Annotated in this window: 21 protein-coding genes and 1 pseudogene; 10 read left to right on the top strand and 12 right to left on the bottom strand. The window is 63.4% G+C overall.

The genetic code is table 11. The annotated features are described in order from the left end of the window. Window positions 1-147 precede the first annotated feature (147 nt). The 4 genes from ACMGG8_RS04810 to dadA form a co-directional block, all read right to left on the bottom strand. Window positions 148-696, bottom strand: coding sequence for a cupin domain-containing protein (locus ACMGG8_RS04810; RefSeq protein ID WP_015637462.1), 549 nt, complete (start codon window positions 694-696; stop codon window positions 148-150). A 132-nt stretch (window positions 697-828) separates the two neighbouring features. Beyond that, window positions 829-1,902, bottom strand: coding sequence for an alanine racemase (alr, locus tag ACMGG8_RS04805; protein ID WP_060841701.1), 1,074 nt, complete (start codon window positions 1,900-1,902; stop codon window positions 829-831). A gap of 92 nt (window positions 1,903-1,994) precedes the next feature. Next, window positions 1,995-2,348, bottom strand: a complete 354-nt coding sequence (locus ACMGG8_RS04800; protein ID WP_060841702.1) for a RidA family protein — start codon at window positions 2,346-2,348, stop codon at window positions 1,995-1,997. Continuing rightward, entirely contained in the window at window positions 2,320-3,621 is a 1,302-nt protein-coding gene (dadA, locus tag ACMGG8_RS04795) for a D-amino acid dehydrogenase (protein WP_060841703.1), read from the bottom strand. The genes ACMGG8_RS04800 and dadA overlap by 29 nt, the downstream gene beginning before the upstream one ends. A 157-nt stretch (window positions 3,622-3,778) precedes the next feature. Here dadA and ACMGG8_RS04790 point away from each other — a divergent pair, with 157 nt between their 5' ends. Beyond that, window positions 3,779-4,267, top strand: coding sequence for an Lrp/AsnC ligand binding domain-containing protein (locus ACMGG8_RS04790; RefSeq protein WP_011064210.1), 489 nt, complete (start codon window positions 3,779-3,781; stop codon window positions 4,265-4,267). A 57-nt stretch (window positions 4,268-4,324) separates the two neighbouring features. Here the strand turns inward: ACMGG8_RS04790 and ACMGG8_RS04785 are convergent, their stop codons facing one another. Further along, complete coding sequence (locus tag ACMGG8_RS04785; RefSeq protein WP_060841704.1) at window positions 4,325-4,678, bottom strand: YkgJ family cysteine cluster protein; 354 nt, start codon at window positions 4,676-4,678, stop codon at window positions 4,325-4,327. A 148-nt stretch (window positions 4,679-4,826) separates the two neighbouring features. On the opposite strand from ACMGG8_RS04785, the gene ACMGG8_RS04780 reads away from it, so the two are divergent. Next, complete coding sequence (locus ACMGG8_RS04780) at window positions 4,827-6,119, top strand: NAD(P)/FAD-dependent oxidoreductase (RefSeq protein ID WP_414159250.1); 1,293 nt, start codon at window positions 4,827-4,829, stop codon at window positions 6,117-6,119. Between the two features lie 27 nt (window positions 6,120-6,146). Here the strand turns inward: ACMGG8_RS04780 and ACMGG8_RS04775 are convergent, their stop codons facing one another. Then, on the bottom strand, window positions 6,147-6,389 hold the full coding sequence (locus ACMGG8_RS04775; RefSeq protein WP_060841706.1) for a DUF1127 domain-containing protein: 243 nt from the start codon (window positions 6,387-6,389) through the stop codon (window positions 6,147-6,149). 180 nt (window positions 6,390-6,569) lie between these two features. Between ACMGG8_RS04775 and ACMGG8_RS04770 the strand changes: the two genes are divergently transcribed. Further along, entirely contained in the window at window positions 6,570-7,994 is a 1,425-nt protein-coding gene (locus ACMGG8_RS04770; protein ID WP_414159249.1) for a PLP-dependent aminotransferase family protein, read from the top strand. A gap of 66 nt (window positions 7,995-8,060) precedes the next feature. Next, window positions 8,061-9,626 (top strand): phospholipase D family protein, encoded by a 1,566-nt coding sequence (locus ACMGG8_RS04765; protein ID WP_414159248.1) that lies wholly within the window; start codon window positions 8,061-8,063, stop codon window positions 9,624-9,626. 15 nt (window positions 9,627-9,641) lie between these two features. Here ACMGG8_RS04765 and ACMGG8_RS04760 read toward each other — a convergent pair whose 3' ends face one another. The 3 genes from ACMGG8_RS04760 to ACMGG8_RS04750 all read right to left on the bottom strand — a co-directional run bounded on the left by ACMGG8_RS04760 (window position 9,642) and on the right by ACMGG8_RS04750 (window position 12,891). Beyond that, entirely contained in the window at window positions 9,642-10,055 is a 414-nt protein-coding gene (locus tag ACMGG8_RS04760; protein ID WP_148659681.1) for a hypothetical protein, read from the bottom strand. Window positions 10,056-10,089: 34 nt separating this feature from the next. Then, on the bottom strand, window positions 10,090-11,238 hold the full coding sequence (locus tag ACMGG8_RS04755) for an MFS transporter (protein WP_060841710.1): 1,149 nt from the start codon (window positions 11,236-11,238) through the stop codon (window positions 10,090-10,092). A gap of 159 nt (window positions 11,239-11,397) precedes the next feature. Next, window positions 11,398-12,891 carry an aldehyde dehydrogenase gene (locus tag ACMGG8_RS04750; RefSeq protein WP_060841711.1) on the bottom strand — a complete coding sequence of 498 codons (1,494 nt, stop codon included), beginning with the start codon at window positions 12,889-12,891 and terminating at the stop codon, window positions 11,398-11,400. Window positions 12,892-13,129: 238 nt separating this feature from the next. Between ACMGG8_RS04750 and ACMGG8_RS04745 the strand changes: the two genes are divergently transcribed. Next, window positions 13,130-13,492 carry a cupin domain-containing protein gene (locus tag ACMGG8_RS04745; RefSeq protein ID WP_060841712.1) on the top strand — a complete coding sequence of 121 codons (363 nt, stop codon included), beginning with the start codon at window positions 13,130-13,132 and terminating at the stop codon, window positions 13,490-13,492. Between the two features lie 58 nt (window positions 13,493-13,550). Here ACMGG8_RS04745 and rpmG read toward each other — a convergent pair whose 3' ends face one another. Beyond that, the gene (rpmG, locus tag ACMGG8_RS04740; protein WP_003177274.1) at window positions 13,551-13,706 is read right to left on the bottom strand and encodes a 50S ribosomal protein L33; all 156 of its coding nucleotides are present in this window, start codon (window positions 13,704-13,706) and stop codon (window positions 13,551-13,553) included. 11 nt (window positions 13,707-13,717) lie between these two features. Continuing rightward, entirely contained in the window at window positions 13,718-13,954 is a 237-nt protein-coding gene (gene rpmB / locus ACMGG8_RS04735; protein WP_011064219.1) for a 50S ribosomal protein L28, read from the bottom strand. 476 nt (window positions 13,955-14,430) lie between these two features. Between rpmB and ACMGG8_RS04730 the strand changes: the two genes are divergently transcribed. Continuing rightward, window positions 14,431-16,014, top strand: a complete 1,584-nt coding sequence (locus ACMGG8_RS04730) for an ABC transporter substrate-binding protein (protein ID WP_414159247.1) — start codon at window positions 14,431-14,433, stop codon at window positions 16,012-16,014. Window positions 16,015-16,062: 48 nt separating this feature from the next. On the opposite strand, the gene radC is transcribed toward ACMGG8_RS04730, so the two are convergent. After that, entirely contained in the window at window positions 16,063-16,737 is a 675-nt protein-coding gene (radC, locus tag ACMGG8_RS04725; protein ID WP_060841714.1) for a RadC family protein, read from the bottom strand. A 132-nt stretch (window positions 16,738-16,869) separates the two neighbouring features. Here radC and coaBC point away from each other — a divergent pair, with 132 nt between their 5' ends. The 4 genes and pseudogenes from coaBC to argB all read left to right on the top strand — a co-directional run bounded on the left by coaBC (window position 16,870) and on the right by argB (window position 21,131). Beyond that, a complete protein-coding gene (coaBC, locus tag ACMGG8_RS04720; protein WP_060841715.1) occupies window positions 16,870-18,078 on the top strand; it encodes a bifunctional phosphopantothenoylcysteine decarboxylase/phosphopantothenate--cysteine ligase CoaBC in 1,209 nt (402 codons plus the stop codon). A 5-nt stretch (window positions 18,079-18,083) separates the two neighbouring features. Beyond that, on the top strand, window positions 18,084-18,539 hold the full coding sequence (gene dut / locus ACMGG8_RS04715) for a dUTP diphosphatase (RefSeq protein WP_060841716.1): 456 nt from the start codon (window positions 18,084-18,086) through the stop codon (window positions 18,537-18,539). Window positions 18,540-18,824: 285 nt separating this feature from the next. Further along, window positions 18,825-20,201 (top strand): annotated as a pseudogene (locus ACMGG8_RS04710) (phosphomannomutase/phosphoglucomutase); the annotation flags it as partial. A 24-nt stretch (window positions 20,202-20,225) separates the two neighbouring features. Then, complete coding sequence (argB, locus tag ACMGG8_RS04705) at window positions 20,226-21,131, top strand: acetylglutamate kinase (RefSeq protein WP_011064225.1); 906 nt, start codon at window positions 20,226-20,228, stop codon at window positions 21,129-21,131. Window positions 21,132-21,199 lie beyond the last annotated feature (68 nt).

The raw sequence follows: 21,199 nt of genomic DNA, 5'->3' as shown, positions 1-21,199 counted from the left end.
AGTCACGCCTGCGGCCACGGTTTCGCAGGCGGGCGAAAGTATAACGGTTAGCCCGCCACACTGAAACAACCCCAAAGTCGAAGGGGTCTTATTCGCGGCAAAATGTCGCTGGGGCTTCATGGCAAGCCTTGCAGGACGCCTCTTGAGCTAGAAGTTCGCCGGAGTGGCTGCGCTGATTAGTCGCGCCGGAACATCGAACGGATTGCGGAAACGATGTGGCTTCGTACTCTCAAAGTAGTAGCTGTCACCGGCTTCGAGGACAAAAGTTTCCAGCCCTACCACCAGCTCCAGGCGACCTTCGAGAAGAATGCCGGTTTCCTCGCCGTCGTGGGTGAGCATCTCTTCGCCGGTGTCGGCACCTGGCGGATAGATTTCATTGAGGAAGGCAATGGCACGGCTCGGATGAGCCCGGCCCACCAGCTTCATGGTGACCGCGCCATCGGAGATGTCGATCAGTTCATGAGCCTTGTAGACGATCTGAGAAGGCGTTTCCTGGAGGATTTCCTCGGAAAAGAACTCGACCATGGACATGGGAATGCCACCCAGCACCTTTCGCAGCGAGCTGATCGAAGGACTGACGCTGTTCTTTTCGATCATTGAAATGGTGCTGTTGGTGACGCCCGCACGCTTGGCGAGCTCACGCTGGGAAAGACCTTTCAGTTTACGGATGGATTGCAGTCGTTCACCGACGTCCAATGCGGCAGCCTCCTAGGCGGGAATCAGGCGTTGTTGTAATTGAGCGTTATCATGGCGACAGCGTTCAGTATTTACAACACTTGGTCCCGATTCCCCCAAAGGCAGGCGACTTTCGGTACAGGCCGCGTAATCTCAGCCTTCGCAGTACACCAGGGGCACCCGGCGCAGGTTGCAAAACAGCTGATAAGGAATGGTCCCGGCGGCCAGTGCGACCTCGCTGGCGAGGATGTTCTTGCCCCACAACTCCACCCTGGAACCCAACCCGGCCTGCGGCACATCCGTCAGGTCGATACACAGCATGTCCATGGAGACGCGCCCCAGCAGGCGGCTGCGCTGGCCTTCCACCAGCACCGGCGTGCCGGTCGGCGCATGGCGCGGATAGCCGTCGGCGTACCCCATGGCGACCACGCCGACGCGCATCGGCTTGTCGGTGACGAACTTGGCGCCGTAGCCCACTGGCTCGCCGGCGGGCAGTTCACGCACGCAGATCACCTTGGATTCCAGGGTCATGACCGGCTGCAGCCGCTCGGCCACGGAGTTGTTTTCTTCGAACGGCGTAGAGCCATAAAGCATGATGCCGGGACGCACCCAGTCACTGGGCACGCTCGGCCAGCCCATGACCGCCGGCGAGTTGCGCAAGCTGATTTCAGCCCCCAGGCCCTGACGAGCCGCCTCGAAGACCGCGACCTGCTCGCTGCTGCGCGGGCAGTCCAGCTCGTCCGCGCGGGCGAAGTGGCTCATCAGCACAATCTTCTCGACCTTGCCGCTGGCCTGCAGGCGCTGATAGGCCGCCTGATAATCCTTGGGATGCAGGCCGACCCGGTGCATGCCCGAATCCAGCTTGAGCCAGACCGTCAGCGGCTTGGCCACGGCTGTCTGCTCGATCGCTTCCAGCTGCCACAGGGAATGCACCACGCACCAGAAATCATGCTCGACAATCAGCGCCAGCTCGCAGGGTTCAAAGAAACCTTCCAGCAGCAGGATCGGCGCACGAATACCGGCGGCGCGCAGTTCCAGGGCTTCTTCGATGCAGGCCACGGCAAAGCCGTCGGCCTCGGCCTCCAGCGCCTGGGCGCAACGCACCGCGCCATGACCGTAGGCATCGGCCTTGATCACCGCAAGGGCGCGGACACCCGAGACTTCACGGGCCAGTTGGTAGTTGTGACGCAGGGCTTGGAGATCGATCAGGGCACGGGCAGGACGCATGGCGGCAGACTTCTAGGCGGTCATGGGGGAATAAAAAACCGGTGCTGGATGACGGCTGGCCGCCACCGGCACCGGGAGAGGGATCTTGTCGCTTAAGGCAGAGCGGCCACCACGGAAAGCTCGATGAGGATTTCCGGCTCGCAGAGCTTGGCCTCCACAGTGGCCCGGGCCGGGGCCACGCCTTTTGGCAGCCACTGGTCCCAGACACTGTTCATGCCCGCGAAGTGGGCATCGATGTCCTTGAGGTAGATGGTCACCGACAGCAGCTTGCTCTTGTCGGTGCCCGCCAGGTCCAGCAGACGCTCGATGTTGGCCAGGGTTTCCCGGGTTTGCTGTTCGATCCCGGCACTCATGTCATCGCCGACCTGCCCGGACAGATACACCGTACCGCCGTGAACGACGATCTGGCTCATGCGCTCATTGGTGAGCTGGCGCTGGATTGACATGTTTAGCTGACTCCTGAGGGTTGCCATAACGGGAAATATCGAGGCCTTCGGCGCTGATCTGCGGCTTTTTCTTGGCCATCAGATCCGCCAGCAAACGACCGGAACCGCAAGCCATGGTCCAGCCAAGGGTGCCGTGACCGGTATTGAGGAACAGGTTCTTGAACGGCGTCGCGCCAACAATCGGCGTGCCGTCCGGCGTGGTCGGACGCAGGCCGGTCCAGAAACTGGCCTCGGCCAGATTGCCGCCCTGAGGATAGAGATCGTTGACGATCATCTCCAGCGTTTCACGCCGGCGCGGGTTCAGCGACAGGTCAAAACCGGCGATCTCAGCCATGCCGCCAACACGGATGCGGTTGTCGAAACGGGTGATCGCGACCTTGTAGGTCTCGTCGAGGATGGTCGACGTCGGGGCCATGGCCGGATTGGTGATCGGCACGGTCAGGGAATAGCCCTTGAGCGGATACACCGGAGCCTTGATGCCCAGCGGCTTGAGCAGTTGCGGCGAGTAGCTGCCCAGGGCCAGCACGTAGCGGTCGGCGGTTTCCAGCTTGCCGTCGATCCACACGCCGTTGATCCGGTCACCGGCGAAGTCGAGGCGCTGGATGTCCTGGCCAAAACGGAATTCCACACCCAGTTTGCTGGCCATTTCCGCCAGGCGCGTGGTGAACATCTGGCAGTCGCCGGTCTGGTCGTTGGGCAGGCGCAAGGCGCCGGCAAGGATATCGGTGACGCTGGCCAGGGCCGGTTCGACCCGGGCAATGCCGTCACGATCCAGCAACTCGAACGGCACGCCGGACTCCTTGAGGACGGCGATGTCCTTGGCTGCGCCATCCAGTTGCGCCTGGGTACGGAACAGCTGGGTGGTGCCCAGGCTGCGGCCTTCGTAGGCGATGCCGGTTTCCGCCCGCAGTTCGTCGAGGCAGTCGCGGCTGTACTCGGACAGACGCACCATGCGCTCTTTGTTCACTGCATAGCGGCTGGCGGTGCAGTTGCGCAGCATCTGCGCCATCCACAGGTATTGATCGATATCGGCGGTGGCCTTGATCGCCAGCGGCGCGTGGCGTTGCAGCAGCCACTTGATGGCCTTGAGCGGTACGCCCGGGGCAGCCCAGGGCGAAGCATAGCCAGGCGATACCTGGCCGGCGTTGGCGAAACTGGTTTCCATGGCTGCAGCCGGCTGGCGGTCCACCACGGTCACTTCAAACCCGGCCCGGGCCAGGTAATAGGCACTGGTAGTTCCGATAACGCCACTGCCCAAGACCAGAACGCGCATTTTCATTTCCCTCATCGCGGCATGACCGCTGACGTTTGTTATTCAGAGCACAGATGGGCGCAGTGTAAGAAACATTGAGCAGTGATTTTCACTATATAACCGCCTATATTTGGCGAGAATTCTCGGCAATATCGCTTTTCACGGAGGGGCATCCCCTATGCGCACCAATCATCAGACTCGTCGTGCCCTGGACAAGATAGATCGCAATATCCTGCGGATTCTCCAGGCCGATGGACGCATTTCCTTCACCGAGTTGGGAGAGCGGGTCGGACTGTCCACCACCCCCTGCACCGAGCGAGTGCGGCGCCTGGAGCGCGAGGGAATCATCATGGGCTACAACGCCCGCCTCAACCCGCAGCACCTCAAGGGCAGCCTGCTGGTGTTTGTCGAGATCAGCCTGGACTACAAGTCCGGCGATACCTTCGAGGAGTTTCGCCGGGCGGTGCTGAAGCTGCCCCACGTGCTGGAGTGCCATCTGGTCTCCGGCGACTTCGACTACCTGGTCAAGGCGCGGATCTCGGAGATGGCGTCCTATCGCAAGCTGCTGGGGGACATCCTGCTCAAGCTGCCCCACGTGCGCGAATCCAAGAGCTACATCGTCATGGAAGAAGTGAAGGAGAGCCTGAGCTTGCCGATTCCGGACTGAGTCGAGGCGGCGCCAGGCGCTGTCGCCGGTAAGCCGGCTCCTACGAAGTGCGAGCGGCTAGACCAGGACCTGGCGATTGCCAGCCATGTAGGCGTGGATCTGCTTCTCGACCCGAGGGTGGATCATCTCCACCGGGCGCCGACCGTTGGGGCACGGCAGGCTCGGCGTAGTGCCGAACAGACGGCAGATCAGCGGACGCTCGTCATACACCGTGCAACCATCGGGTCCCAGGTGCACACAGTTGAGCTCGTCCATGGCAGCCTCCTGCTCGGCGGCGGTCTTGCGCGGCAGTCGGGACATTTCCTCTGGCGAGGTGGTCACCGGGCCGCAGCAGTCGTGACAACCGGGAACGCACTCGAAAGAGGGAATCTGCTGACGCAGGCTGCGAACGATTTGACGGTTACAGCTCATGAAAAAGGCTACCGGGACTGGAATAGCCGGGGATTCTGCCTCAAATGCCCCGCAGCAGACAGGGCCGGGCGTCCCGCGGTTGCCGCGACGGAAAGCCCCGGCTTATGCTCCGTGCATTTTTCCAGACGCCACAATCAGGACGCTTTCCATGCCCGCCAGCCCTCAGCACGCCGCTTCCTACTACGCCGCCAGCAGCCTGCCGCAGCCCGACTATCCGGTGTTGGCGGGCGAGCTGACGGCGGACGTATGCGTGGTCGGCGGCGGGTTCTCCGGGCTCAATACCGCACTGGAACTGGCCGAACGCGGGTTCAGCGTGGTCCTGCTGGAGGCCCGCAAGATCGGCTGGGGCGCCAGTGGACGCAACGGCGGCCAACTGATCCGCGGGGTCGGCCACGGCCTCGAGCAGTTCACCAAGGTGATCGGCAGCGACGGCGTTCGACAGATGAAGCTCATGGGGCTGGAAGCGGTGGACATCGTCCGCCAGCGCATCGAGCGCCTGCAGATCCCCTGCGACCTGACCTGGGGCTACTGCGACCTGGCCAACAAGCCGGCGGACCTTGAAGGCTTCGCCGCAGATGCCGACGAGCTGCGCAGCCTGGGCTATCGCCATGAAACCCGCCTGTTGCAAGCCGATGAGATGCACAGCGTGGTGGGCTCCAAGCGCTACGTTGGCGGCCTGATCGACATGGGCTCGGGCCATCTGCACCCGCTCAACCTGGCCCTGGGCGAAGCCCGGGCGGCGCAGCAGATGGGTGTGCAACTGTTCGAGCATTCGGCCGTCACTCGCATCGACTACGGCCCCGAGGTCAAGGTGCACAGCGCCCAAGGCACGGTCCGCGCCAAGACCCTGGTCCTGGGCTGCAACGCCTACCTCAACGACCTCAACCCGGAGCTGGGGGGCAAGGTCCTGCCCGCCGGCAGCTACATCATCGCCACCGAGCCCTTGAGCCCGGCCCAGGCCCGGGAACTGCTGCCACAGAACATGGCGGTCTGCGACCAGCGCGTGGCCCTGGACTACTACCGGCTCTCGGCCGACCGCCGACTGCTGTTCGGTGGTGCCTGCCACTACTCGGGACGCGACCCCAAGGACATCGCAGCCTACATGCGGCCCAAGATGCTGGACGTGTTCCCGCAACTGGCCGCAGTGAAGATCGACTACCAATGGGGCGGCATGATCGGCATCGGCGCCAACCGCCTGCCGCAGATCGGCCGGCTCAAGGACCAGCCCAATGTGTATTACGCCCAGGCCTATTCCGGTCACGGCCTGAATGCCACGCACCTGGCGGGCAAACTGCTGGGCGAAGCCATCAGCGGCCAGCACGGCGGTGGCTTCGATCTGTTCGCCAAGGTGCCGCACATCACCTTCCCCGGCGGCAAGCACCTGCGCTCGCCCCTGCTGGCCCTGGGCATGCTCTGGCATCGCCTGAAGGAACTGGTCTGACGCCCAGCTCCAAACAGTCGCCGCCGGTCACAGACGCCAGAACGGCTTGAGGCCCTCGGCCCGTGCCTGCTCGGGGCTGAGTCCGACATCACGCAACTGCTCGGCGCTCAGCTCCAGCAACGCCTTGCGGGTGCGCAGCCGATGCCAGTACAGCCCCCAGGTGCTCAAGCCCGGCGGCGCGCGGCGCGGCAGAGTCGCCGCCGACCATTCCTGCTCCGCCTCCAGCTCCTGACCGCGTAACGACAGCCGCACATCGCTCAAGCCGTTCATTTGCATTGCTCCTGTTTGCTCAAATTGCCATGAGCAGACATGATGCGTGGCGCCACAAAACCATTACAGACTCAAAACAGCGGTATTAACTCCATACAGTTTTGCCAAAAATGGCGCTGAATCCTGTATTTTTGCCCAATCTGTACTGGTTCTCTGCCACCGTCACCTCGAGCCCACCCCATGACCCTCTATGTGAACCTCGCCGAACTCCTGGGCACCCGCATCGAACAGGGCTTCTACCGACCGGGAGATCGCCTGCCCTCGGTACGCGCCCTGAGCGTCGAGCATGGGGTCAGCCTGAGCACCGTGCAGCAGGCCTATCGTTTGCTGGAAGACAACGGGCTGGCGATGCCCAAGCCCAAGTCCGGGTACTTCGTCCCCCCCAGTCGCGAGCTGCCCGCCTTGCCGGCGGTCGGGCGTCCGGCGCAAAGGCCGGTGGAAATCTCTCAATGGGACCAGGTCCTGGAGCTGATCCGCGCCGTACCGCGCAAGGACGTGGTGCAGTTGGGCCGCGGCATGCCGGACATCACCACGCCGACCATGAAGCCCCTGCTGCGAGCCCTGGCCCGCCTCAGCCGGCGCCAGGACATGCCCGGCCTGCACTACGACAACATCTACGGCGTGCTTGAGCTGCGCGAGCAGGTGGCGCGGCTGATGCTCGATTCCGGCTGCCAGCTGGGGGCCGGTGACCTGGTGATCACCACCGGCTGCCACGAGGCGCTGTCCACCAGCATTCGCGCCATCTGTGAGCCGGGGGACATTATCGCCGTCGACTCGCCGAGCTTTCACGGCGCCATGCAGACCCTCAAGGGCCTGGGCATGAAGGCCCTGGAAATCCCCACCGACCCGATTACCGGCATCAGCCTGGAAGCCCTGGAACTGGCCCTGGAACAGTGGCCGATCAAGGCCATACAGTTGACCCCCAACTGCAACAACCCCCTGGGCTACATCATGCCGGAGTCCCGCAAGCGGGCACTGCTGACCCTGGCCCAGCGCTTCGACGTGGCAATCATCGAGGACGATGTGTACGGCGAGCTGGCCTACACCTACCCGCGCCCGCGCACCATCAAGTCCTTCGACGACGACGGCCGGGTGCTGTTGTGCAGCTCCTTCTCCAAGACCCTGGCCCCGGGCCTGCGCATCGGCTGGGTTGCCCCAGGCCGCTACCTGGAGCGGGTGCTGCACATGAAATACATCAGCACCGGCTCCACGGCCCCGCAGCCGCAGGTGGCCATCGCCGAGTTTCTCAAGAGCGGCCACTTCGAGCCCCATTTGCGCAAGATGCGCACTCAGTACCAGCGCAATCGCGACCTGATGCTCGACTGGGTCAGCCGCTACTTCCCCGCCGATACCCGCGCCAGTCGCCCACAAGGCAGTTTCATGCTGTGGATCGAACTTCCCGAGGGGTTTGATGCTCTGAAGCTCAATCGGGTGCTGCTGGACCAGGGCGTGCAGATCGCCGTGGGCAGCATCTTTTCCGCCTCGGGCAAGTACCGCAATTGCCTGCGGATGAACTACGCTGCCAAGCCAACCGCGCAGATCGAAGACGCGGTACGCAAGGTCGGAGCCGCGGCCATCAAGCTGCTCAGCGAGACCCCGGACTGATCCCGAGCCGTTGCAGGAAGCCGGCCGCCCCATGCCAACCCGTGCCGTGATGCGAGATGACCTGACTTGAGCCGTTTACAGGCATTCACCTGGCTTTTGCTGCTGAGCCTCGGGCTGGGCGGCTGCGCCACCCTGGAAGTGCCCTACCAGCCCAGCCAGGCCCTGCCCGCCAGCGACTACAGCTTTGCCCAGTCGATCCGGGCCCAGGCCGCCCCCCACCAGGGGCGCTCGGGCTTTCGCCTGCTGTCCAACAGCACCGAAGCCTTCATGGCCCGCGCCGAGCTGATCCGCAGCGCGCAGAGCAGCCTCGACCTGCAGTACTACATCGTCCACGACGGGGTCAGCACGCGCATGCTGGTGGACGAGCTGCTCAAGGCCGCCGACCGTGGCGTGCGGGTGCGCATCTTGCTCGACGACACCACCAGCGACGGCCTGGACCAGATCATCGCCACCCTGGCCGCCCACCCTCAGATCCAGATCCGCCTGTTCAACCCGCTGCACCTGGGCCGCAGCACCGGCCTGACCCGGGCCATGGGGCGCCTGTTCAACCTGTCGCAGCAGCACCGGCGGATGCACAACAAGCTGTGGCTGGCGGACAACAGCGTGGCCATCGTCGGCGGGCGCAACCTGGGGGACGAGTATTTCGATGCCGAACCCAACCTGAACTTCACCGACATCGACATGCTCAGCGTGGGGCCGGTGGCCGAGCAGCTGGGCCATAGCTTCGACCAGTACTGGAACAGCGCCCTGAGCCGGCCCATCGGCGAATTCCTGTCCAGCGCCCCTTCGGCCAGGGCCCTGGACAACACACGCCAGCGCCTGGAGGAGTCGCTGCAGGACAACCGCCGGCAAAACCAGGCGCTGTACCGGCAACTGAAGACCTACCAGACCCGGCCGCGCATGGACATCTGGCGCAAGGAGCTGATCTGGGCCTGGAACCAGGCCCTGTGGGACGCACCGACCAAGGTCCTGGCCAAGGGCGATCCCGACCCGCACCTGCTGTTGACCACCCAGCTGGCGCCGGAGCTCAAGGGGGTCAGCAAGGAGCTGATCATGGTCTCGGCCTACTTCGTGCCCGGCCAGCCGGGCCTGGTGTACCTCACTGGACGCGCCGATGCCGGGGTGCACGTGAGCCTCCTGACCAACTCCCTGGAAGCCACCGACGTGCCCGCGGTGCACGGCGGCTACGCGCCTTACCGCAAGGCCCTGCTGGAGCACGGGGTGCGGCTGTTCGAATTGCGCCGCCAGCCCGGCGACCACGGCGGCAGCGGCCCGCATCTGTTGCGCAGTACCTGGCGCGGCTCGGACTCGAGCCTGCACAGCAAGGCGATGATTTTCGACCGGCAGAAATCCTTTGTCGGCTCGTTCAACTTCGACCCACGCTCGGTGCTGTGGAACACCGAAGTCGGGGTCCTGGTGGACAGCCCGGAACTGGCCGGACACCTGCGCGCCCTGGCCCTGCAAGGCATGGCTCCGGCCCTGAGCTACGAGGCCAGGCTGCAGGACGGCAAGATCATCTGGGTGACCGAAGACAACCAGCAGTTGCACAGCCTGAGCCGGGAACCGGGCAACTGGTGGCGGCGCATCAACGCCTGGCTGAGCAACCGCGTCGGCCTGGAGCGCATGCTCTAGGCCGACGCGGGCCGGTCAGCGCTTGAGCAGCTGGTTCTGGATAAAAGCCTCCAGCCCCGGCGAGTGATAGAAGCCCATGCAGCGCTCGAAAATCGCGTTGATCGGGTAACCGGCCTCGTTCTTCATCGGCGGCCCGCCGACATGGAAGTGGCCCGTCTGCCGCTTGACGAAGTGGCTCAGGGCCTGGGGGCGCCGGCCGGAGCCGTCGTGGTCCAGTTGCACCCGATCGACGAAGTAGGACGCGTCGTGCAGGTCGAACGCCTTGTAGAACTGCAAACGCTCGTAGTTATCGTCCAGGCACTCCTTGAGCGCCAACTGCTTGAGCCGCTCCACCGACGGGCCCTTGGGCGCCGCCTCGGCGAAGCCGGCGAGCGAAAACGTCAGCACCCACAGCGCTGCGCCGAACCCCATCCTTGTCTTGAGCGTCATCTGAGCGTCCTGATTGAACCAGCAGCCCAGAAGCCTATACCGATTGCGGCATCGCAGCACCCAATGCCCCCTGGCGCAGCAACAGCACGATCAGCCCCAGGGCCCCGGCCGCCATCAGCCACAGCAAGGCATGGCCGCTGACCCACTGGCTGCCCGCCCCCGCCACCAGCGGCCCGATCAGGCAACCAATCCCCCAGAGCTGCGCCACATGCGCGTTGGCGCGCACCAGGGCGTCATCGCGATAACGCTCGCCGATCAGAATCAACGACAGGGTGAACAAGCCCCCGGCGCTTGCACCGAACAGCACCCACAACGGCCAGATCAGCACCGTGTGGAGCAACAGCGGAATCGCCAGGCTCGACAACAGCAGTGCCACCGCGCAACCGGTGAACAGGGAGCGCCGCGACAAGCGATCGGCCAAGGCGCCAATCGGCAGTTGCAGCACCGCATCACCGACGACCACGGTGCTGACCATCGCCAGGGCGATGTCTTCGGCAAAGCCCTGGCGCAGGCAATACACCGGCAACAGCGTCAGGATCATCGCCTCAAAGGCGGCAAACAGCGCCACGGCCCAGGCGATCGCCGGCAGCCCACGGCAAAAGCGCCCCAGGTCGACCAGGGTCACGCTGCAGGCTTCGGTGACCGGTGCGCCGCTGCGGCCGATCAACAGCAAGGGCGATACCACCAGCAGCCCGACCCCGACCCAGAAGCCGTGGTCGGTCTCGGTGCCCAGGACTCCCAGCAGCAAGGGCCCGGCCAACTGGCTCAAGGCATAACAACTGCCATACAGCGCAACCAGCCGCCCACGCCACTGCTCGACCACCAACTGGTTGATCCAGCTTTCACCCAGGATGAAGACGATGGTCAGAACCGTGCCCAGGCCCAGGCGCAGCACCAGCCACAGCGGGTAATTGGGCAACAACGCCAGCAACGCAATCGACAGCGCCCCGCCCCACAGGCACAGGCGCATCAGGCCCGCGGTGCCGAAACGCGCCGCCAGGCGGCTGGCGAGCTTGGCCCCAAGCAACACGCCAAAGGCCGGCATCGAGGCCATGACGCCAATGGCAAAGGGCCCATAACCCCAGCTTTCCAGGCGAAACGACACCAGCGGCATGCTGACGCCCAGGGCCAGGCCGACACTCAGGACAGCGGCCAAAACGGCGAAATAGGTCGCCCAACGCATTTCCACGCTCCTGTGGATCATTGTTCTGCAAGGCACAGACAACACAGCCGGACTCCCCTGGCGGAAAGTCCGGCTGCGCTGTGGATCGAGGGCTGCGGCTGGAAGCCGGCTGGCCGGTGAAAGCGCCCCCGGGGGGCGCATCACCTCAAACCCGAAGGCTCAGAGCTTGATCCAGGTCGCTTTCAACTCGGTGTACTTGTCAAACGCATGCAACGACTTGTCGCGACCGTTGCCCGACTGCTTGAAGCCGCCGAAGGGCGCAGTCATGTCGCCGCCGTCGTACTGGTTGACCCAGACGCTGCCGGCACGCAGGGCCTTGGCGGTCTGGTGGGCCTTGGAGATGTTCGCGGTCCACACGGCGGCCGCCAGTCCGTAAGGGGTGTCGTTGGCGATCTGGATCGCCTCTTCCACGCTATCGAAGGCAATCACCGACAGCACCGGGCCAAAGATCTCTTCCTGGGCAATCTTCATGGCGTTGCTGACGCCATCGAAAATCGTCGGCTCCACGTAGGTGCCGCCGGTTTCCTGCAGGGTGCGCTTGCCACCGGCCACCAGCTTGGCGCCATCGGCATGACCGGCCTCGATGTAGGACAGCACGGTGTTCATCTGCTGGGTGTCCACCAGGGCACCGACGTTGGTGGCCGGGTCCAGCGGATTGCCCGGCTTCCAGGCTTTCAGGGCCTCGATCACCAGCGGCAGGAATTTGTCCTTGATGGAACGTTCCACCAGCAGGCGGGAACCGGCGGTGCAGACTTCGCCCTGGTTGAAGGCAATGGCGCTGGCGGCCGATTCGGCGGCGGCCTGCAGGTCCGGGGCATCGGCGAACACGATGTTCGGGCTCTTGCCACCGGCTTCCAGCCAGACACGCTTCATGTTGGATTCACCGGAGTAGACCAAGAGCTGCTTGGCGATCTTGGTGGAACCGGTGAACACCAGGGTGTCCACGTCCATGTGCAGGGCCAGGGCCTTGCCCACGGTGTGGCCGTAGCCGGGCAGCACGTTGAACACGCCTGCCGGGATCCCGGCTTCCACGGCCAGGGCGGCGATGCGGATGGCGGTCAGCGGGGATTTTTCCGAAGGCTTGAGGATCACCGAGTTGCCGGTGGACAGCGCCGGGCCCAGTTTCCAGCAGGCCATCATCAGCGGGAAGTTCCACGGCACGATGGCCGCGACCACGCCCACTGGCTCACGGGTCACCAGGCCCAGCTGATCATGGGGGGTGGCGGCCACTTCGTCGTAGATCTTGTCGATGGCCTCGCCGCTCCAGCTCAGGGCTTGCGCCGCGCCGGGAACGTCGATTTGCAGGGAGTCGCTGATGGGCTTGCCCATGTCCAGGGTTTCCAGGAGCGCCAGCTCCTCGGCGTGCTGCTTGAGCAGGCCGGCAAAACGGATCATCACGGACTTGCGCTTGGCCGGCGCCAGGCGCGACCAGACGCCGGAATTGAAGGTGGCGCGGGCATTGTCCACGGCGCGCTGGGCGTCGACGGCATCACAGCTGGCAATGCTCGCCAGTACACGGCCGTCGACCGGGCTGATGCACTCGAAAGTGTCGTTGGAAACGGCTGCGGTGTATTCACCGTTGATGTAGGCGCGGCCTTCGATTTTCAGGTCGCGGGCACGTTGTTCCCAGTCGGCACGAGTCAGGGTGGTCATACGAGTGTCCTCCTCTTATTTGAATACAAGCGCCACGCGAACTACGCCGGCACTCATGAAGAATTCTGCCCGGCCAGCCTGTTTTCGGCCAAAGGCACCCGCCACCCTAAACCAGCGACACCTGTACTTTCAATATATTTGACAAAGCCCGGGCAAACGCCATTGCTATGTGCATTTTAATAAACATAGACTTTGACCTTCATAGCCACTCGCGCCGCAATCACGGGGGATTACAAGAATGAGCATCCACAACGTCGTCGACTTCAGCCAGGCCAACACCGAGGGCGAACGCTACCGCCCTGCTCCGGAGAAAGTCCTCAAGGGCGATCCCGAGCAAGCGGTGTTCAACCATTACGGCAGCCCCTGCGGGCAGCTCAACGCCGGGATCTGGGAAGGCGCCGTGGGCCAATGGACGGTGAACTTCACCGAACACGAATACTGCGAGATTCTTCAGGGCGTGTCGGTGCTGCGGGACAACGATGGCAACGCCAAGACCCTGCGTGCCGGCGATCGCTTCGTGATTCCGGCCGGCTTCAAGGGCACCTGGGAAGTGCTGGAGCCCTGCCGCAAGGTCTACGTGGCCTTCGAACAGAAAGCCTGAATGCCAGGCACAAAAAAACCCGCTTGAAGGCGGGTTTTTTTGTCAGAAGAAAAATCAATTACTTGATTTTGCCTTCCTTGTAGATCACGTGCTTACGAACAACCGGATCATATTTCTTGATCTCGATTTTGTCCGGAGTAGTACGCTTGTTCTTGTCGGTAGTGTAGAAGTGACCAGTACCGGCGCTCGAGATCAAACGAATCAATTCACGCATGATTAGCTCCCTTAAACCTTGCCGCCATCGCGACGGATTTCGGCCAGCACGACATCAATGCCGCGCTTGTCGATGATACGCATGCCTTTGGCAGATACGCGCAGACGCACAAAGCGTTTCTCGGACTCAACCCAGAAGCGGTGATGCTGCAGGTTCGGCAGGAAACGACGACGGGTTTTGTTGTTTGCGTGGGAAATGTTATTCCCAGTCACCGGACCCTTACCGGTAACTTGACAGACTCTAGACATGCCTCAGCCCTCTAAAACCACATGCCCAACCCGGCATGGGTTGGCCGCTTAATCTCTCAGTCATTTGGCGCCAGGCGCCGCGTTTCTTTAGGGTCTTACCGGCTACACCTACAAGCGAAGGAACCGGGCCCCTAGAAAAGAGCGCTGCTTTATACCAGAAAGACCCCATAGCAACAACAGCCGCTGTGCGCAGGATGATGAAAAGTCCTGATTTTCTTGCGCCGGACGCCTGCGGCAAAGGCTACCGCAGAAATCTACCGCTCGTCGCAGAATATATTTGCGACATTCTCCAACAGAGAATTCGCCACGCCCGCGACGCCAGATCGACCCGGAAATGCCTCCGGAGCGCAGGCGCAACCCCAGATTTTGGCCCCGGATACAAAAGGGGATAGTCATTTCATAAAGAGGTCACTAGGGTAGGGCATTTCCAGACTGCACTCGCAGATGGGCCTTCGATCTGCACAAGGAACCCGACCATGCGTCTCGCCGCCCTCCCGCTCCTGCTCGCCCCACTTCTGAGCCCATTGGCCCAGGCCGCTGCACTGAGCGTCTGTACCGAAGCCAGCCCGGAAGGCTTCGACGTGGTGCAGTACAACTCGCTGACCACCACCAATGCGTCCGCCGACGTGCTGATGAATCGCCTGGTGGAGTTTGATGCCGCCAGCGGCAAGGTGGTCCCCAGCCTGGCCGACAGCTGGGAGGTGTCCGCCGACGGCCTGAGCTATGTCTTCAAGCTGCACCCCAAGGTCAAGTTCCACCGCACCGACTACTTCACCCCCAGCCGCGAGCTGAGCGCCGAAGACGTGAAGTTCAGCTTCGAGCGCATGCTCGATCCGGCCCACCCGTGGCACAAGGTCACCCAGAGCGGTTTCCCGCACGCCCAGTCCCTGCAGTTGCCCAGCCTGATCAAGAGAATCGACGCCCTGGATCCGCTGACCGTGCGCTTCACCCTGGATCACGCCGACTCGACCTTCCTCGCCACCCTGAGCATGGGCTTTGCCTCGATCTACTCTGCGGAATACGCCGACCAACTGCTCAAGGCCGGCACCCCGGAGAAGCTCAACAGCCAGCCGATCGGCAGCGGCCCCTTCATTTTCGGGCGCTTCCAGAAGGACGCGTCGATCCGCTACAAGGCCAACCGCGACTACTTTGCCGGTAAACCGGCAGTGGACTCGCTGATCTTCGCCATCACCCCGGACGCCAACGTGCGCCTGCAGAAACTGCGGCGCAACGAGTGCCAGATCGCCCTGTCACCCAAGCCCCTGGACGTCCAGGCGGCCAGTGAAGACCCCATGCTGAAGGTCGAGAAAACCGCGGCATTCATGACCGCCTTCGTCGCGATCAACAGCCAGCATCCACCCCTGGACAAGCCAGAAGTGCGCCAGGCCATCAACCTGGCCTTCGACAAGCCCCATTACCTCAAGGCCGTGTTCGAAGACACCGCCGAGGCCGCCAACGGCCCGTATCCACCCAACACCTGGAGCTACGCCAAGGAATTGCCCGGCTACGCCCACGACCCGGAAAAAGCACGCCAACTGCTGGCCAAGGTCGGCCTGAAAAACGGTTTCGAGACCACCATCTGGACCCGCCCCTCCGGCAGCCTGCTCAACCCCAACCCCAGCCTGGGCGCCCAACTGCTGCAAGCCGACCTGGCCCAAGTGGGGATCCAGGCAGAGATCCGCGTGATCGAATGGGGCGAGCTGATCCGCCGGGCCAAGGCTGGCGAGCATGACCTGCTGTTCATGGGCTGGTCCGGCGACAATGGCGACCCGGATAACTTCCTCACACCGCAGTTCACCTGCGCAGCCGTCAAGTCCGGCACCAACTTCGCCCGCTATTGCGACCAGAACCTGGACAAGCTGATCACCGCCGGCAAGACCACCAGCGAACAGGGTGTGCGCAGCAAGCTGTACCAGCAGGCCCAGACCCAGATCCAGCAGCAGGCGCTGTGGCTGCCCCTGGCCCATCCGACCGCTTTCGCCCTGACCCGCCAGCAGGTCGAGGGCTATCAGGTGAGCCCCTTCGGCCGCCAGGACTACTCGAGGGTCAGCGTCAAATGAACCCCGGGGGCGCCTCGGGGCCAACACCGGCCTTGAGGCGCACCGGGCTCATATCCAGCCGTACTCGGCCATGGACAACGGATCACCCTCGCCAACGATGAAGTGGTCCAGCACCCGGACATCGATCAACTCCAGCGCCTCCTGCAAGCGCCGGGTGACGATCCGATCGGCCGGGCTGGGCTCACAGATGCCCGACGGATGGTTATGGCAGAGAATCACCGCCGCCGCGTTATGCGCCAGGGTGCGCTTGAGCACCTGTCGCGGGTAAACCGTGGTGCTGTCGATCGACCCTTGAAACAACACCTCAAAGGCCAGGACCCGATGCTTGGTGTCGAGAAACAGACAGCCGAACACCTCGTGGGGCTGGTGTCGCAGCATCGACTTCAGGTAATCGCGCACCACCAGCGGGCTCTCCAGCGCTGACTGGCGGTGGAGCCTTTCCGCCAGATGCCGGCGCGCCATCTCCAGCACGGCCTGCAGCAGAGCGTACTTGGCCGGGCCTAGCCCCAGTTGCCGGGTGAAGGTCACTTGATCCGCCTCCAGCAGCCGACGCAGGCTGCCGAAACGCTGCAACAAGTGCCGCGCCAGGTCCACCGCGCTTTTTCCGGCCACCCCGCTTCGCAGGAAAATAGCCAGCAGCTCGGCATCGGAAAGACTGATGGCGCCCTGCTCCAGAAGCCGCTCCCGCGGGCGCTCCGCCGCGGGCCAATCACGAATGCTCATCACACCTCCCTGTGCATGGCGCCGCTGTTCCACAGCGGGCGCTGTGCTATCTTAGCCACCCTCTTTTTGCGTGGTATTTCACCTGGGGAGGGGGCATGCCACGCAGCAATCACTGAACGGAAAGACAGGCCTATGCAGCGGCTGTATCGGAAACGCATCGTGCTCGGCGTCGGCGGCGGCATTGCCGCCTATAAGAGCGCGGAGCTGGTTCGCCGACTCCTCGACCAGGGCGCCGAAGTGCGCGTGGTCATGACCCGGGGCGGCAGTGAATTCATCACCCCGCTGACCATGCAGGCCCTCTCCGGGCACCCTGTTCACCTCGACCTGCTGGATCCGGCCGCTGAAGCCGCCATGGGCCATATCGAACTGGCCAAATGGGCCGACCTGGTCCTGATCGCTCCCGCTACCGCCGACCTGATCGCCCGTCTGGCCCAGGGCATCGCCGACGACCTGCTAACGACCCTGGTCCTGGCGACCGACGCCACAGTCGCCATCGCTCCGGCCATGAACCAGGCCATGTGGCGCGATCCTGCCACCCAGGCCAACACCCAACTGCTGCAAAGTCGCGGCCTGCGGGTCTTCGGCCCGGCCTCCGGAAGCCAGGCCTGTGGCGACGTCGGCCTGGGCCGCATGCTGGAAGCCAACGATCTGGCGCTGTGCGCCGCCGACTGCTTCCAGCACCAGGCACTGACCGGCAAACACCTGCTGATCACCGCCGGACCGACTCAGGAAAACATCGATCCGGTGCGCTACATCACCAACCATAGCTCAGGAAAAATGGGCTTCGCCCTGGCCGAGGCCGCTGTCGAGGCCGGTGCCCGGGTCACTCTGATCACCGGACCGGTGCACCTGCCAACCCCCGACAGAGTCACGCGGATCGACGTGGTCAGCGCTCGCGACATGCTCGCGGCCTGTGAAGCGGCCATCCCATGCGACGTTTTCATCGCCTCGGCGGCGGTCGCGGACTACCGCCCGGAAGTCGTCGCCCCACAGAAATTAAAGAAAGACCCTACGAAAGGTGACGGCCTGCTACTACAGATGGTGCGCAACCCAGACATCCTGGCCACCATCGCCAGCCGGCCGGATCGCCCTTTCAGTGTCGGTTTCGCCGCCGAAACCGAGAATCTGCTCGACTACGCTGCACGCAAATTGAAGGACAAGAACCTCGACCTGATCGTCGCCAACGACGTGGCCAACCCGAGCATTGGCTTCAACAGCGAGGAAAACGCCTGCAGCGTGATTGACCGGGAGTTGCACGCAACTCTCTTCGCCCAGACCAGCAAGGGCAAGATCGCCCGCCAACTGATCTCTTTCATCGCCGAACGGCTGAACCAGGTTTAACTCGCATGCACGCTTTACAAGCCAAGATCCTCGACCCACGCATCGGCAACGAATTCCCCCTGCCGCAGTACGCCACGCCGGGCTCCGCCGGGCTCGACCTGCGGGCCATGCTCCAGCAGGACACCGTCCTGGAACCGGGCCAGACCCTGCTGATTCCAACCGGCCTGTCGGTCTATATCGGCGATCCGGGCCTGGCGGCACTGATCCTGCCGCGTTCGGGCCTCGGCCATAAGCACGGGATTGTGCTGGGCAATCTGGTGGGCCTGATCGACTCGGATTACCAGGGCGAACTGATGGTGTCCTGCTGGAACCGTGGCCAGACCGCCTTCAATATCGCCGTCGGCGAACGCATTGCCCAACTGGTGCTGGTGCCGGTGGTCCAGGCGCATTTCGAGGTGGTCGAAGCCTTTGACGAAAGCCAGCGCGGCGCCGGCGGTTTCGGTCACTCCGGCAGCCACTGACGACTCCGCCTCGGGTCGGGCCCCTCGCCCGGCCCGACAATCACTGCCGGGGCATTTAAGGGCCAATAACCGCTGCTGTCTGCATCACGCTTCGGGCCCGCCAGGCCGGGCCTTTGAGCCGCCAAGGCCCGGCCGGCCCGGGGCAGATAGCACTTTCACACTACGAACTCTATGCTGAAACCGCCGTCATACCCTTGAGTTTGAGCCTGCCGGCCCGCCACTTACCGGCCGTACTGCCCCCCTTCAGATGGAGCACCCTCAGTGATGAGCAACGTAGCTAACGTCGCCCCGACATTTCCTGACAGCATCTTCCGTGCCTACGACATCCGCGGCGTTGTACCGCAATCCCTGACCGCCGAAACCGCGTACTGGATCGGCCGCGCCGTCGGCTCCCAGAGCCTGGCTCAGGACGAACCCAACGTCTGTGTAGGCCGGGATGGCCGCCTGTCCGGCCCGGAGCTGGTGGAGCAACTGATTCAGGGCCTGCACGACAGCGGCTGCCACGTTTCCGATGTTGGCCTGGTGCCGACTCCAGCCCTGTACTACGCCGCCAATGTCCTGGCCGGCAAGTCCGGGGTGATGCTCACCGGCAGCCACAACCCGTCGAACTACAACGGCTTCAAGATCGTCATCGCCGGCGATACCCTGGCCAACGAACAGATCCAGGCCCTGCACGAGCGCCTCAAGAGCAACAACCTGAGCAGCGCCCAGGGCAGCATCACCCGGGTCGACATCCTGCCGCGCTACGCCGAGGAGATCACCCGTGACATCAAGCTGGCCCGACGCCTGAAGGTCGTGGTGGACTGCGGCAACGGCGCCGCCGGGGTCATCGCTCCGCAGTTGATCGAAGCCCTGAACTGCGAAGTCATCCCGCTGTTTTGCGAGGTGGACGGCAACTTCCCCAATCACCACCCGGATCCGGGCAAGCCTGAAAACCTCGAAGACCTGATCGCCAAGGTCAAGGAAACCGGGGCCGACCTGGGCCTGGCCTTCGACGGCGACGGCGATCGCGTCGGCGTGGTCACCAACACCGGCAGCATCGTCTACCCCGATCGCCTGCTGATGCTGTTCGCCAAGGACGTGGTGGCGCGCAACCCGGATGCGGAGATCATCTTCGACGTCAAATGCACTCGGCGCCTGATTCCGCTGATCAAGGAATACGGCGGTCGCCCGCTAATGTGGAAGACCGGTCACTCGTTGATCAAAAAGAAAATGAAACAGACCGGCGCACTGCTGGCTGGCGAAATGAGCGGCCATGTGTTCTTCAAGGAGCGCTGGTTCGGTTTCGACGACGGCATTTATAGCGCCGCCCGGTTGCTGGAGATCCTCAGCAAGGAAAAATCCACCGCAGAAGAGTTGTTCGCGACCTTCCCGAACGATATTTCTACGCCGGAAATCAATATCCATGTGACCGAAGAGAGCAAATTCAGCATCATTGATGCCCTGCACGACGCGCAGTGGGGCGCAGGCGCCGACCTGACCACCATTGACGGCGTGCGAGTCGACTATGCCAAGGGCTGGGGCCTGGTTCGCGCCTCCAACACCACCCCTGTGCTGGTGCTGCGCTTCGAGGCTGATGACGAAGCCGAGCTGCAGCGGATTAAGGACGTGTTCCACGTCCAGCTGAAACGTGTTGCACCTGATCTCCAACTACCGTTTTGACTGTTTGAAGCACCGGAGCCCTGAATGACCATCGAACGCGATGCCGCCGCCAATACCGCCAAGGTCCTATCCGAAGCGCTGCCCTACATCCGCCGCTATGTCGGCAAGACCCTGGTGATCAAGTACGGCGGCAACGCTATGGAGAGCGAGGAGCTGAAAACCGGCTTCGCCCGCGACATCGTGTTGATGAAGGCTGTCGGGATCAATCCGGTGGTGGTGCACGGCGGAGGCCCGCAAATCGGCGACCTGCTCAAGCGGCTGTCGATTGAAAGCCACTTCGTCGACGGCATGCGCGTGACTGACGCGCAGACCATGGACGTGGTGGAGATGGTCCTGGGCGGCCAGGTCAACAAGGACATCGTCAACCTGATCAACCGTCATGGCGGCAGCGCCATCGGCCTGACCGGTAAAGATGCCGAGCTGATTCGTGCGAAAAAGCTCACCGTGACCCGCCAGACCCCAGAGATGACCACTCCGGAAATCATCGATATCGGCCATGTGGGCGAAGTGGTCGGGATCAACACCGACCTGCTGAACCTGCTGGTCAAGGGTGACTTCATCCCGGTGATCGCGCCGATTGGCGTTGGCGCCAATGGCGAGTCCTACAACATCAACGCCGACCTGGTGGCCGGCAAGGTGGCCGAAGCGCTGAAAGCCGAGAAGCTGATGCTGCTGACCAACATCGCCGGCCTGATGGACAAGTCGGGCAAGGTCTTGACTGGCCTGAGCACCCAGCAAGTCGACGAGTTGATCGCCGACGGCACCATCTACGGCGGCATGTTGCCGAAAATCCGCTGCGCCCTGGAAGCGGTGCAGGGCGGCGTCGGCAGCTCGCTGATCATCGACGGCCGCGTGCCTAACGCGATTCTGCTGGAGATCTTCACCGATACCGGCGTCGGCACTCTGATCAGCAATCGCAAGCGCCCCTAAGCGCCAGCAACAAAAAAGCCCCCGCCCGGTATCCCGGGCGGGGGCTTTTTTATCGACGCAATCTTTGC

The organism is Pseudomonas sp. BNK-45, assembly GCF_047456255.1.
Taxonomy (GTDB): Bacteria; Pseudomonadota; Gammaproteobacteria; order Pseudomonadales; family Pseudomonadaceae; genus Aquipseudomonas.
The sequence above is the reverse complement of the archived record's forward strand: the minus strand, read 5'-3'. Positions and strand labels throughout refer to the sequence as shown.